This window comes from Streptomyces sp. NPDC088766 (assembly GCF_044750845.1).
Taxonomy (GTDB): Bacteria; Actinomycetota; Actinomycetes; order Streptomycetales; family Streptomycetaceae; genus Streptomyces.
Map to the genome: position 1 here is coordinate 14,432 of NZ_JBIVKQ010000026.1, position 13,717 is coordinate 28,148.

Here is a 13,717-nt window from a genome sequence, read left to right on the forward strand (position 1 = left end):
GGCCGTTCGCCTTTCCGGCCGTTCGCCTTTCCGGCCGTTCTCGCCTTTCCGGCCGTTCTCGCCTTTTCGGTCGTTCCCCGCTCGGACCCGTTCGGGCCCGCTCGGACCTGTTCGAGGCCGACCCGGCGCCGGTGACCTCGGTGGTCCGGTCCGGTCCGCCCGTGAGCGGGGCCGGGGGCCGAGGGGCCCGCGGTCCGCTGATCCCCGGGAGTGTGCCCGCTCACGAGTTGGGCCTTCGGCATAACCCGTTCGTACCGCGCCGCTAACATGTTCGAACTTGCGATGAACGCCCGCTATCGCCCTGCCTTCACCGGAAAGCCGTGCCATCCGACGTGTTGATCGCCCTGGCCAGTCAAAAACGAATAAATCGGTCAAACAATTGATACCTGTAGCATCGCGGGTGTTTTCGCGAATAAAAGGCATAACCGAGTTCTCCGTGTGGCGTCGGCCCCGGGCGATACTGTGGGCCGCGGGAATGGCCGTGGCCCTCGGATTCCTCATCGCGCTGGAACTCGTGGCGCGTCGTCTCGGCCTGCCGGGGCCGATGACCACGCAGGCGCGGGAAGTGATCTTCCCGCCCAAGTCGGGTGGCCTGCTGTACGCCTCCATGGCGTTGATGATGGTGGTGCTCACCTGGCGGCAGCGGTTGATCGCCCTCGGTGCCGCGATCGGTGTCGATCTCGCCTTCCTGTCGGTCCGGTGGGCGGCCGGCGTCGAGGTGACCGAAGGCCACCCCTTCGGCAACGGCGCCCTGTGGGTGACCCTCGGCTGCGCGGTCTTCGCCGTCACCCGCCGCACCGGCCGCGAACGCGTCCTGCTGCTGAAGGGGGCCGGGCTGGCCCTGCTGCTGATGGCAGGCCGCAAGACCGGTGACACCTGGCTGCTCATCACCTCGGAGACCCGCCCCCTCGTGCTCGACCAGTACGTGGCGACCGCCGACCACGCGCTGGGCAACCCTTCGTGGCTGGTCGGCCGGATCGTGACGGCCAGCGGCCCGATCGGCTTCAACTTCCTCGACTTCGTCTACGGCCAGCTCGCGGTCGCCGCGGTCGTCGCCGCGCTGTACCAACTGCGCAACGTGGCGGTCGAGCGCCGCTTCCCGCGCCACCACCTGGTGCGCACCTTTCTGGTGATCGGCCTGATCGGTCCGGCCTTCTACATGATCTACCCGGTGGTCGGACCGATCTTCGCCTACGGCACGGGCGCCGAGCACTGGGCGGATGTCAGCCTGTGGGCGCCGGACATGCCGCCCAGCGAGCCCTGGGCCGTGGCCGACCTGTGGCCGCAGACACCGCCGCCGCTCCAGCCCCCGCGCCACATGTCCTTCGACGAGATCACCCCGCGCAACTGCATGCCCAGCCTGCACACGGCGTGGGCCACCGCGATCTTCATCCATTCCCGGAAGGGCCCGCGCCTCCTGCGCTACGCGGGCACTTTCTGGCTGATCGCCACCCTCTGCGCGACGCTGGGATTCGGCTACCACTACGGCGCCGACCTCATCGCCGGAGTGGTGTTCACGCTCACCATCGAGGCGGCTCTGCGCGCGTTCGACCACGGCTGGGACCGGTCGGGGCTTTGGCTGGCCGCTTACGGCGCGACGGTCTTCACCGCGCTCCTGGTGTCGTACCGCTACCTGCCGTCGCAGATGGCGGAGTACCCGTGGGCGTTCGGACCGCTTCTCCTGCTGGCGACGGGTTCGGTGGTCCACGGCTATGTACGGACGACCGCACGGTGGGAACCGGAGGCCGCGCCGGCGCGGAAACCCGAACCGCAACCCGAGCTGATCGTCTGACGCGTGCCGCCCCCAGGGCGACGCCCACCCCCGCGGAACGAGGAAGGCCCCCGGTGTCCGGGGGCCTTCCTCGTTCCGTCGCCGGGCGTCAGAACGTGCCCAGCTTCACGATCGACAGGATGGCGATCAGCTGGATCGCCGACGCGCCCAGGGCCTTCGGCCAGGGCAGGTCGTGGGAGCGGCTCACCATGAGGGTGAGGAGGGCGCCGGCGGCGACCCAGGTGGCCCAGCCCAGCAGCTGCACGAACGACGCGTCGCCGCCCAGGAACATGGCGAAGACCAGGCGCGGGGCGTCCGTGAGGGACATGATCAGCATGGAGAGGCCGACCGTGGGCTGCCAGGCGCCGTCGCCGCCGAGCTGGCGGGCCAGGGTGTGGGTGACGACGCCCAGGATGAAGGAGCTGATCACCATCGCCACGGCCGTCGTCAGGACGATCGGGATCGCGTTGGACAGCGTCGCGTTGATCGTGTCCGAACGGGTGTCGTCGAAGCCGAACACCGCGAGCAGGCCGTAGAGGAAGGTGACGACGAGGGCGGGGCCCCACAGCGTGTAGTCCCGCATCCGCAGGAAGGTCTGAGCGGGGGACAGGACGACGCCCCGCAGGAGCTGCTTCCAGTGCAGGCGCGGGCCGGTCGGGCCGGCCGGGGCCGCGGCGCCCGCGTGGTACGTCTCGCCCTGGTTGTACTGCTGGTGGTCGTCGATCGAGAACGCCTGGGTGTGACCCGGGTTGTTCGCGGCGTACGGGTCGTGCGGGGGCGCGCCGTAGGGGTCGTTGCCGCCGAAGTACTCCGGCTCGCCGCCGCCCTGGCCACCGCCGTTCGACGGGGGCCACTGCTGGCCTCCGCCTCCGCCGCCGTACTGCGGCCGCTGCTGCGGCGGGTACGGCTGCTGCGCCGGCGAGTAGCCGTGCGGCGACGGCCCCGGGGGCGTCTGCCGCCCGCGGGGAGGGTCATGGGGTCGCGCTTGCGGGGCGCGGCCGTCCCGGCCGCCACGTCCGATCCTGAATCCAGCCACGTCATCGAACGTACCTGGTCCCGGAGAGTGGCGTGCGGGGCCCGGCCCTCCGGAAGCGGCATTGCGGCCGACCTGTGACATCCCTTAAGGGGAGTCCCGTACGACCGTCCGGGGGACCCGCGGGACGGGCGTCGGCACCGGCGGCCCGGGATCCGCGGTACGGCCGCCGGGACGACGACGCCCCCCGTCCACCGGGACGGGGGGCGTCGCAACGTACCGTCGCCGGCGGTCACTTCACCGGCTGGGGCTCCGGCTCGGTCTCCGACTCGGCCGAGCCCGCGGGGGGTTCGTCGTCGACCGGGGTCTTCACGGAGTCGAGGAGGAGCTGGGCGACGTCCACGACCTGGACGGACTCCTTGGCCTTGCCCTCGTTCTTCTTGCCGTTCACGGAGTCCGTGAGCATGACGAGGCAGAACGGGCAGGCGGTGGAGACGATGTCGGGGTTGAGGGACAGGGCCTCGTCGACGCGCTCGTTGTTGATGCGCTTGCCGATCCGCTCCTCCATCCACATCCGCGCGCCGCCGGCGCCGCAGCAGAAGCCGCGTTCCTTGTGGCGGTGCATCTCCTGCTGGCGCAGTCCGGGTACCGCGGTCATGATCTCCCGCGGCGGCGAGTAGATCTTGTTGTGGCGGCCCAGGTAGCACGGGTCGTGGTAGGTGATGAGGCCGTCGACCGGGGTCACTGGGATCAGCTTGCCCTCGTCGACGAGGTGCTGGAGCAGCTGGGTGTGGTGGATGACCTCGTAGTCGCCGCCGAGCTGCGGGTACTCGTTGCCGAGGGTGTTGAGGCAGTGCGGGCAGGTGGCGACGATCTTCTTCGCCGACGCCGGCTTGCGGGAGGCCTCGGTGACCTTGCCCTCGTCGTCCGTCTCCTCGCCGAACGCCGCGTTCAGCGCCATGACGTTCTCCATGCCGAGCTCCTGGAACAGGGGCTCGTTGCCGAGGCGGCGGGCGGAGTCACCGGTGCACTTCTCGTCGCCGCCCATGATCGCGAACTTGACGCCCGCGATGTGGAGGAGTTCGGCGAAGGCCTTGGTGGTCTTCTTGGCGCGGTCCTCGAGGGCGCCGGCGCAGCCGACCCAGTACAGGTACTCGACCTCGGAGAGGTCCTCGATGTCACGGCCGACGACCAGCACCTCGAAGTCGACTTCCTTCGTCCACTCCAGGCGCTGCTTCTTGGCCAGGCCCCAGGGGTTGCCCTTCTTCTCCAGGTTCTTGAGCATCGTGCCCGCCTCGGACGGGAACGACGACTCGATCATGACCTGGTAGCGGCGCATGTCGACGATGTGGTCGACGTGCTCGATGTCGACCGGGCACTGCTCGACGCAGGCGCCGCAGGTGGTGCAGGACCACAGGACGTCCGGGTCGATGACGCCGTTCTCCTCGGCGGTGCCGATGAGGGGGCGTTCGGCCTCGGCGAGGGCCGCCGCGGGGACGTCCTTGAGCTGCTCCTCGGACGCCTTCTCCTCGCCCTCCATGGTCTTGCCGCCACCTGCGAGCAGGTACGGCGCCTTGGCGTGCGCGTGGTCCCTGAGCGACATGATCAGGAGCTTCGGGGAGAGCGGCTTGCCGGTGTTCCAGGCGGGGCACTGCGACTGGCAACGCCCGCACTCGGTGCAGGTGGAGAAGTCCAGCAGGCCCTTCCAGGAGAACTGCTCCACCTGGGAGACGCCGAAGACGTCGTCGTCGCCGGGGTCGGCGAAGTCGATCGGCCTGCCGCCGGAGGTCATCGGCTGGAGGGCGCCCAGGGCCGTGCCGCCGGTGGCCTCGCGCTTGAACCAGATGTTCGGGAAGGCGAGGAAGCGGTGCCAGGCCACACCCATGTTGGTGTTCAGCGAGACCACGATCATCCAGACGAAGGACGTCCCGATCTTGATCATCGCGGTGAGGTAGACGAGGTTCTGCAGCGTGGCGACCGACAGGCCCTTGAAGGCGAGGACCAGGGGGTACGAGGCGAAGTACGACGCTTCGTAGTGGTCCACGTGGTGGAGCGCGCCCTCCAGGCCGCGCAGCACGTAGATCGCGAGGCCGATGGTGAGGATGACGTACTCGACGAAGTACGCCTGACCGGACTTGGAGCCCGCGAAGCGGGACTTGCGGCCGGGGCGCGAGGGCAGGCTCAGCAGGCGGATCACGATGAGCACGGCGATGCCGAGGATCGTCATCACGCCGATGAACTCGATGTACATCTCGAACGGCAGGAACGTGCCGATCAGCGGCAGTGTCCAGTCGGCCTGGAAGAGCTGGCCGAACGCCTGCGCCAGGGTGGGCGGCAGCGTCAGGAAGCCGACGGCCACGAACCAGTGGGCGATGCCGACGATGCCCCAGCGGTTCATGCGCGTGTGGCCGAGGAACTCGCGCACGAGTGTCACGCTGCGCTGGTAGGGGTTGTCGGTCCGGGTGCCGGCCGGGACCGGCTGGCCCAGCTTGAAGTACCGGACGAACTGGCCGATGGCGCGGGCGAGCAGGGCGACGCCGACCACGGTCAGGGCCAGCGACACGATGATCGCGGCGAGTTGCATGGGGGCTCCTCGGGCCTGCGAGGTTTGCGGGGTTTCGTCGGCGGCGCCGACATTACTAAGCGGTAACTTATGCAGTCCGTCTGAGAGTACCCCTATCCTCCGCCGCACTGTAGTCGGGCACGGGGTGATCTGGATCGCTGAGGGTCACCTCAGGTCCGGGGCGGGAGCGGTGCGGGGGGCCGGTCCGAGGGTGACTCGGGGGTGGCTCAGGGGTGCCTCAGGGGTGGCTCGGGGGCGAATCGGGGACGGCTCTGGGGCGACTCGGAGACGGCTCGGGGTGGGGAAATCCGATCGTGTTATTCGTACCAAATCGATACATTTATGACTAATTTATAGCCGTGCTCTACGGGATCGTCGCCGCCATCACCGCCCTGTTCCTCGCCGCCGTCCTCGCCGCGCTGCTGCGCGCCCCCGCCCTGCGACTCGGACTGCTCGACCGGCGGCAGCGGCAGCGACGCGTGCCGCTGTCCGGGGGCACGGCCGTCGTGCTCGCCACCTGCGCGGTCGCCGTCACCGGCGACCGCACCGGACTCGCCCCGTTCGGCGAGGGGACGGGCGCGCTGCTCGCCGCCGGGACGGGCGTCGCCGCCCTCGGGCTGGTGGCGGACGCCTGGCGGCTGAAGACCCGGTTCCTCCTCGTCGGTACGGCCGTGGCGGCGGCGTTCGTCGTCCCGTACGCCGACACCGGTGTGCCCGCCGGAGTCGCCGCCGTCGGCTGGATCGCCTGCGTCGCCCTCGCCTTCCGTGCGCTCGACCACGCCGAAGGGGTGGCCGGCACCGTCGGGGTCGTCACCGCCTTCGGGGTGGCGGCCTGTGCCGCGGCCGAGGTGATGGAAGGTCTGGCGGTGCTGCTGAGCGTGCTCGCCGCCGCGCTGACCGGCTTCCTCGTGCACAACTGGCCCCCCGCGCGCGTGGCCCTCGGCGGCTGCGGCGCCATGTTCACCGGTTTCCTGCTCGCCGCGGCGGCCGTCACCGCGCGCGCGGGGCAGGACGCGGCCACCGGGACGGGGGTGCTGTTCGCGCTCACCGCGGTCGCCGCGGCCGACGTCGTCCTCGTCGTGCTGGCCCGGCGCACGGCCGGGCGCCCGCTGCTGCGCCGCGGCCCCGACCACCTCGCCCACCGGCTGCGCCGGCTCGGCCTGACCCCGGCGGGGGCGACGGTGGCCGTGGGTGCGGCCGCCTTCCCGGGGGTGCTCGTGGGGACGCTGGTGCACACCGGGGTGCTGGGCGCCCCGGCCGTGCTCTGGATCGCAGGCGGCGTGCTGGTCGTCGTCCTCGCGCTGTGGCGCGTACGCGCGCGCGTGCCGGGGCAGGGGCGCGGCGGCCCGGAGACGCGTGCGGGTCGGGGCGCCCGCGCGCGTCAGGATCTGTCTCCGCATCACCGGCACCGCCCCCGGCGTCAACCCGTGTCCCTGGTCCAGCCCCCTCGGGAGTCGGCGGAATCACCTCTGCGGGCATCTCGTCGTAGCGTATCGCCGCAGGTCAGCGGCTCCTTGCGTGTAAGGAACGGATAAGAGTTGAGTCCGGCCGACTCATGTCTGTTGACCCAGGGGTGAGTGTCGTGCACACTTGAGCCTGTTCCACTCAAGTCAGCTGGAGGAAGATCACCATGGCACGTGCGGTCGGCATCGACCTGGGCACAACCAACTCCGTCGTCAGCGTTCTGGAGGGCGGCGAGCCCACCGTCATCACCAACGCCGAGGGTGCCAGGACCACGCCGTCCGTCGTCGCCTTCGCCAAGAACGGCGAGGTGCTGGTCGGCGAGGTGGCCAAGCGCCAGGCGGTCACGAACGTGGACCGGACCATCCGCTCGGTGAAGCGCCACATGGGCACCGACTGGAAGATCGAGCTCGACGGGAAGCAGTTCAACCCGCAGCAGATGAGCGCGTTCATCCTGCAGAAGCTGAAGCGGGACGCCGAGGCGTACCTGGGCGAGAAGGTGACCGACGCGGTCATCACCGTCCCGGCGTACTTCAACGACTCCGAGCGCCAGGCGACGAAGGAAGCCGGCGAGATCGCCGGTCTCAACGTCCTCCGCATCGTCAACGAGCCCACCGCGGCCGCGCTCGCGTACGGCCTCGACAAGGACGACCAGACGATCCTCGTCTTCGACCTCGGCGGCGGCACCTTCGACGTGTCCCTCCTGGAGATCGGTGACGGCGTCGTCGAGGTGAAGGCCACCAACGGCGACAACCACCTCGGTGGTGACGACTGGGACCAGCGTGTCGTCGACTACCTGGTGCAGCAGTTCAAGTCCGGTCACGGCGTGGACCTCGCCAAGGACAAGATGGCCCTCCAGCGCCTCCGCGAGGCCGCCGAGAAGGCCAAGATCGAGCTGTCCTCGTCCACCGAGACCTCGATCAACCTGCCGTACATCACGGCGTCCGCCGAGGGCCCGCTGCACCTGGACGAGAAGCTCACGCGCGCCCAGTTCCAGCAGCTGACCGCCGACCTGCTGGAGCGCTGCAAGACGCCGTTCCACAACGTCATCAAGGACGCCGGCATCGCCCTCTCCGAGATCGACCACGTCGTTCTCGTCGGTGGCTCCACGCGTATGCCCGCCGTCGCCGAGCTGGTCAAGGAACTGACCGGCGGCAAGGACGCCAACAAGGGTGTGAACCCGGACGAGGTCGTCGCCATCGGCGCCTCGCTCCAGGCCGGTGTCCTCAAGGGCGAGGTCAAGGACGTCCTGCTCCTCGACGTCACCCCGCTGTCCCTCGGCATCGAGACCAAGGGCGGCATCATGACCAAGCTCATCGAGCGGAACACGACGATCCCGACCAAGCGGTCCGAGATCTTCACCACCGCCGAGGACAACCAGCCCTCCGTGCAGATCCAGGTCTACCAGGGCGAGCGCGAGATCGCGGCGTACAACAAGAAGCTCGGGATGTTCGAGCTGACCGGTCTGCCGCCGGCCCCGCGTGGCGTCCCGCAGATCGAGGTCTCCTTCGACATCGACGCCAACGGCATCATGCACGTGACGGCGAAGGACCTCGGCACCGGCAAGGAGCAGAAGATGACCGTCACCGGCGGCTCCTCGCTGCCGAAGGACGAGGTCGACCGCATGCGCCAGGAGGCCGAGCAGTACGCGGACGAGGACCACCGCCGCCGCGAGGCCGCCGAGGCCCGCAACCAGGGCGAGCAGCTCGTCTACCAGACCGAGAAGTTCCTCAAGGACAACGAGGACAAGGTCCCGGGCGAGGTCAAGACCGAGGTCGAGGGCGCGCTCGGCGAGCTGAAGGAAGCCCTCAAGGGCGAGGACACCGCCGAGATCCGCACCGCCACCGAGAAGGTCGCGGCCGTCTCCCAGAAGCTGGGCCAGGCCATGTACGCCGACGCCCAGGCCGCTCAGGCCGCCGGTGGCGAGGCGCCGGGCGCCGGCGCCAAGGCCGCCGACGACGACGTGGTGGACGCCGAGATCGTGGACGACGAGCGCAAGGACGGTGCCGCGTGACGGAGGAGACCCCGGGCTTCGAGGAGAAGCCCGACGTCCCCTCCGGCGCCACCCCTGAAGACGCCGAGCCGCAGGCCGACTCCTCCGCCGCGGCGGAGGAGTCGGCCCCGGCCGGGGACGCGAACCAGACAGTGGCACTGGTGGCCCAGCTGGACCAGGCCCGCAAGGCGCTCGACGAGCGCACGGCGGACCTCCAGCGCCTCCAGGCCGAGTTCCAGAACTACCGCCGCCGGGTCGAGCGGGACCGGATCGCGGTCAAGGAGATCGCCGTCGCGAACCTCCTGACCGAACTCCTGCCCGTGCTCGACGACATCGGCCGCGCGCGGGAACACGGCGAACTCGTCGGCGGGTTCAAGTCCGTCGCCGAGTCGCTGGAGACCGTGGCGGCGAAGATGGGCCTCCAGCAGTTCGGCAAGGAGGGCGAGCCCTTCGACCCGACGATCCACGAGGCCCTGATGCACAGTTACGCCCCGGACGTCACCGAGACGACGTGCGTGGCGATTCTCCAGCCCGGGTACCGGATCGGCGAACGCACCATCCGCCCCGCGCGGGTGGCGGTCGCCGAGCCCCAGCCGGGCGCGCAGGCCGTCAAGGGCGACGAGGCGGAGGCCGGCGACGACAAGGAGAGCGGTGGCCCGGACGAGGGCTGAGCTTGACGAGCGGACGAGGAAGGAGGGACGTCGAGGATGAGCACCAAGGACTTCATCGAGAAGGACTACTACAAGGTTCTCGGCGTCCCCAAGGACGCCACCGAGGCCGAGATCAAGAAGGCGTACCGGAAGCTCGCCCGCGAGTTCCACCCGGACGCCAACAAGGGCAACGCCAAGGCCGAGGAGCGCTTCAAGGAGATCTCCGAGGCGAACGACATCCTCGGCGACCCCAAGAAGCGCAAGGAGTACGACGAGGCACGCGCCCTCTTCGGCAACGGCGGCTTCCGCCCGGGGCCGGGCGCGGGCGGCTCCTTCAACTTCGACCTGGGCGACCTCTTCGGGGGCGCCCAGGGCGGCGGTGGCGGCCCGGCCGGCGGCTTCGGCGGCGGACTCGGTGACGTCTTCGGGGGCCTGTTCAACCGCGGCGGCGCGGGTACGGGCACCCGTACCCAGCCCCGGCGCGGCCAGGACATCGACACCGAGGTCACCCTGACCTTCACGGAAGCCATCGAGGGCGCGACGGTCCCGCTGCGCATGTCCTCGCAGTCCCCCTGCAAGGCCTGCTCCGGCACCGGCGACAAGAACGGCACGCCGCGCGTGTGCCCGACCTGCGTCGGCACCGGTCAGGTGGCGCGGGGCTCGGGCGGCGGGTTCTCGCTGACCGACCCCTGCCCGGACTGCAAGGGCCGCGGCCTGATCGCCGAGCACCCCTGCATGGAGTGCAAGGGCAGCGGCCGCGCCAAGTCCTCCCGCACCATGCAGGTCCGCATCCCGGCGGGCGTCACCGACGGGCAGCGCATCCGGCTGCGCGGCAAGGGAGCGCCCGGTGAGCGCGGCGGCCCGGCCGGCGACCTGTACGTGCTCGTCCACGTCGACGCGCACCCGGTCTTCGGCCGCAAGGACGACAACCTCACGGTGACCGTGCCGGTGACGTTCACGGAGGCCGCCCTCGGCGGCGAGATCAGGGTGCCCACGCTGGGCGGCCCTTCGCTCACGCTGAAGCTGCCCCCCGGCACGCCCAACGGGCGCACCATGCGGGCGCGCGGCAAGGGCGCGGTCCGCAAGGACGGCACCCGCGGCGATCTGCTGGTCACCGTGGAGGTAAGTGTTCCGAAGGACCTCTCGGGGAAGGCTCGGGACGCACTGGAGGCGTATCGCGAGGCGACCGCGGGTGAGGATCCGCGGGCGGAGCTGTTCGAGGCAGCGAAGGGAGCTTGAGAGTGATGGACGGCCGTCGGCGCAATCCGTATGAACTGACCCAGGAGACCCCGGTCTACGTCATCTCGGTGGCGGCTCAGCTCTCCGGCCTGCACCCGCAGACCCTGCGCCAGTACGACCGCCTGGGACTGGTGTCTCCCGACCGCACCGCCGGCCGGGGCCGCCGCTACTCGGCCCGTGACATCGAACTGCTGCGCACGGTCCAGCAGTTGTCCCAGGACGAGGGCATCAACCTGGCGGGCATCAAGCGGATCATCGAGCTGGAGAACCAGGTCGTGGCCCTCCAGTCCCGCATCGCGGAGCTGGAGGACGCTCTCGACGGCGCGGCGGCCACCATGCGCCAGCGCGAGGCCGCGGTGCACGCCTCCTACCGGCGCGACCTGGTCCCCTACCAGGAGGTCCAGCAGACCAGCGCCCTGGTCGTGTGGCGGCCCAAGCGGCAGCAGTCCGCGGACTGACGACGCGACAGCACGCCCGAGGGGCCCGGAGGCCGATGCCTCCGGGCCCCTTCGTGTCCCCCGGGCCCTTTTCGTGTCCTCCGGTCCCCTTCGTGTCCTCCGGACGGGCCCTTCGCGCGCTGTCCCGGCGGGCGCCGGCGGCCGTTGCGCGCGGGTCCGGGTGTCGTACGCGCGAGGACCCGGAGCCGGTGCCGGCCGGGGCCGGCCGACTTCGTGCGGCCCTCTGTTCGGACGGGACGGCCGGGCGGTCCGCCGTGATGACGGTCCGTGAGGGCCGGAGGGGGGCTGTGCGGTCGTTCGCGGATTTGTGAACTCGTGTCGAGTGAAGGGTCCGTAAAGGGGTTTTGGAGGGTTTCCGTCCCGTCTCCATGCGTCTTCACGTGCTGAGCGGAGTGTGATGTTGTCACTTCGTTAAGTAGTACGGCTTGACGCCGGCGGTCGCCGCCGCGTTGGCTTTTGAGCCACCTGGGTCAACATGTCGCACCCATGTCCGGAACGCACCTGAAGTGAGCCCTCGAATGCGTCGTATCGCCATAGCCGTGGCTGCCTCCACGATGTCCCTCTCGCTCGCTGGATGCGGGATGCTGAGCGCGGCGGAGGACAGCGGCGAAGCGACGCCGACGAAGAGCAACGACATCACCGTCGGCGTGCTGATGCCGGAGGAGACGAACACCCGTTACGAGGAGTTCGACTACCCCATCATCAAGGCGAAGATCGCCGACCTCACCCGCAACAAGGGCAAGACGGAGTACGCCAACGCGGCCGCGAAGAACGAGACGCAGGTGACCCAGATGGAGCGGATGATCGACGAGAAGGTCGACATCATCCTGCTCGACGCCGTCGACTCGCACGCCATCGCCGACACCGTGCAGAAGGCCAAGGACGCCGGCATCCCGGTCATCGCCTACGACCGGCTGGCCGAGGGCCCGATCGACGCGTACGTCTCCTTCGACAACGAGCTGGTCGGCGAGGTGCAGGGCCGCACCCTGGTCGAGGCGATCGACACGCCCAGCACCGCCGACAAGATCGTCATGATGAACGGCTCGCCGACCGACCCGAACGCCAAGCAGTTCAAGGACGGCGCGATGTCGGAGCTGAGCGGCCGGGTGACGATCTCCGAGTCCTTCGACACCAAGGACTGGAGCCCGGAGCTCGCCGAGTCCAACATGGCCGAGGCGATCGAGAAGATCGGCAAGGGCAACATCGCGGCCGTCTATTCCGCCAACGACGCCATGGCCGGCGGCATCATCAAGGCCCTGCGCGCCGCGGGCGTCGAGGAACTGCCCCCGATCACCGGCCAGGACGCGGAGCTGCCCGCGGTGCAGCGGATCCTCAGCGGTGAGCAGTACATGAGCGTGTACAAGCCCTACCCGCAGATGGCGGAGGCGGCCGCGGAGATGGCCGTCGCCAAGGTCCAGGGCCGCGACATCGAGTTCGACGCCCTGACCCGCGACAAGGTCGACAGCCCCACCGACAAGGACATCCCGGCCCAGCTGGTCACCGTGGTGGCGCTGACGAAGAAGAACATCAAGGAGACCGTCATCGCGGACGGCATCTACAAGCCGTCCGACATCTGCACGGCCAAGTACGCGGCCGCCTGCCAGGCTCTCAGGCTGAACTGAGCGGCGCGAGCCGCCCGGGACGGCGGCGAGCGGACTCCCCGAGCACCGCCGGCCCGGCGTACGCCGCACGGCGCCGCTCTCGCGGTGCGCTCGGCGGGTGACGGTGACCGGCGGCAGCCGTCACGTCGAGCCGCCCGGTCCCGGTCGCGCGGGCGAAGCCGCCCCCGGGGCGGGGCGGGGCAGAGGGCGGACGTCGTCGCGCACAGCCGGAGCGGACGTTGCCCGGCGGCGCGGAGCCGGGCCGGGCCCGCTCGGCCGCCGGTGCCGGCCCGGACGGGCCGCCGCCCCCTCCGCAGCCGGTAGCCGGTAGCCGGTAGCCGGAGCCGGTACAGCCTCCCGGGGCCGCCGGAGCGGGCGCCTGCCCGCGCACGCCCCGTACCGGGCCTTCTGGCGGTCGGGCGGTCGGGCGGTCGCCCAGGATTCCGGCGTTGTCCGGCTCGGCATCGACCGGCCCGGCCCGGCGCTGCCCGCACCCAGCCCACACGCAGCCCGCGCACGGCTCGGCCCGTGCCGTCCGGCCCGCTCCCCGAGGTGCTGTCGGCGCACCGCGCGGCAGGAGCGCCCTCCGGGCCCCTGGACGCCGGCCAGGCGCGCTTCCAGCGCCCGCACCCGCCGGGGGCTGCCCCTCGGCGTACGCCCCCGCTCAAGGGTGTCGAGGCCCCTCGGTCCTCGGCGTGAGCACCTGGATGCCCGCACGGGGCGCCGTTCCGCGCGTCCGCGACGGCGTTCCGCGTGTCCGTGACGGCGTCCGTCACGCCCCGGCCGGTGGCCGCGAGGGCCATCGGGGTGTCCCGGTGACGCCGTCGCCCCGTTCACCCGGCCGGAGCGGTACGGCGGCCGCCCGGCCGCGCCGGCGTCGGCCCCGGAGGTAAGGACATCGTGTCCCGCCTGCCGCCGCAAGGGGTGAGGGGGTGCCGGGGGCGGGACGAGACGTGGTGATCGTCCGGCGGGTTGCGGGGCACACGGGCGTGCGAGGACACGGACAGG

The 13,717-nt window shown here is 70.7% G+C and carries 9 protein-coding genes; 7 read left to right on the plus strand and 2 right to left on the minus strand.

What is annotated here, in order from left to right; translation table 11 throughout:
* The first annotated feature begins 475 nt into the window (after positions 1-475).
* Positions 476-1,792, plus strand: a complete 1,317-nt coding sequence (locus tag ACIP5W_RS29045; RefSeq protein ID WP_401479768.1) for a phosphatase PAP2 family protein — start codon at positions 476-478, stop codon at positions 1,790-1,792.
* Between the two features lie 88 nt (positions 1,793-1,880).
* Here ACIP5W_RS29045 and ACIP5W_RS29050 read toward each other — a convergent pair whose 3' ends face one another.
* Both ACIP5W_RS29050 and ACIP5W_RS29055 read right to left on the minus strand, forming a co-directional pair.
* On the minus strand, positions 1,881-2,888 hold the full coding sequence (locus ACIP5W_RS29050; RefSeq protein ID WP_401479771.1) for a Yip1 family protein: 1,008 nt from the start codon (positions 2,886-2,888) through the stop codon (positions 1,881-1,883).
* A gap of 148 nt (positions 2,889-3,036) precedes the next feature.
* A complete protein-coding gene (locus ACIP5W_RS29055; RefSeq protein ID WP_401479774.1) occupies positions 3,037-5,328 on the minus strand; it encodes a (Fe-S)-binding protein in 2,292 nt (763 codons plus the stop codon).
* Between the two features lie 338 nt (positions 5,329-5,666).
* Between ACIP5W_RS29055 and ACIP5W_RS29060 the strand changes: the two genes are divergently transcribed.
* From ACIP5W_RS29060 to ACIP5W_RS29085, 6 genes are all read left to right on the plus strand, one after another.
* Entirely contained in the window at positions 5,667-6,842 is a 1,176-nt protein-coding gene (locus ACIP5W_RS29060) for an MraY family glycosyltransferase (protein WP_401479776.1), read from the plus strand.
* 95 nt (positions 6,843-6,937) lie between these two features.
* The gene (dnaK, locus tag ACIP5W_RS29065; RefSeq protein ID WP_401479779.1) at positions 6,938-8,782 is read left to right on the plus strand and encodes a molecular chaperone DnaK; all 1,845 of its coding nucleotides are present in this window, start codon (positions 6,938-6,940) and stop codon (positions 8,780-8,782) included.
* The gene (gene grpE, locus ACIP5W_RS29070) at positions 8,779-9,432 is read left to right on the plus strand and encodes a nucleotide exchange factor GrpE (protein ID WP_366059078.1); all 654 of its coding nucleotides are present in this window, start codon (positions 8,779-8,781) and stop codon (positions 9,430-9,432) included. Before dnaK ends, grpE begins: the two co-directional genes overlap by 4 nt.
* Positions 9,433-9,468: 36 nt before the next feature.
* A complete protein-coding gene (gene dnaJ, locus ACIP5W_RS29075; protein WP_401479784.1) occupies positions 9,469-10,650 on the plus strand; it encodes a molecular chaperone DnaJ in 1,182 nt (393 codons plus the stop codon).
* Positions 10,651-10,655: 5 nt separating this feature from the next.
* Positions 10,656-11,108 (plus strand): heat shock protein transcriptional repressor HspR, encoded by a 453-nt coding sequence (locus ACIP5W_RS29080; RefSeq protein ID WP_382791957.1) that lies wholly within the window; start codon positions 10,656-10,658, stop codon positions 11,106-11,108.
* Between the two features lie 506 nt (positions 11,109-11,614).
* Complete coding sequence (locus ACIP5W_RS29085) at positions 11,615-12,730, plus strand: substrate-binding domain-containing protein (RefSeq protein WP_401479787.1); 1,116 nt, start codon at positions 11,615-11,617, stop codon at positions 12,728-12,730.
* Positions 12,731-13,717: the final 987 nt, after the last annotated feature.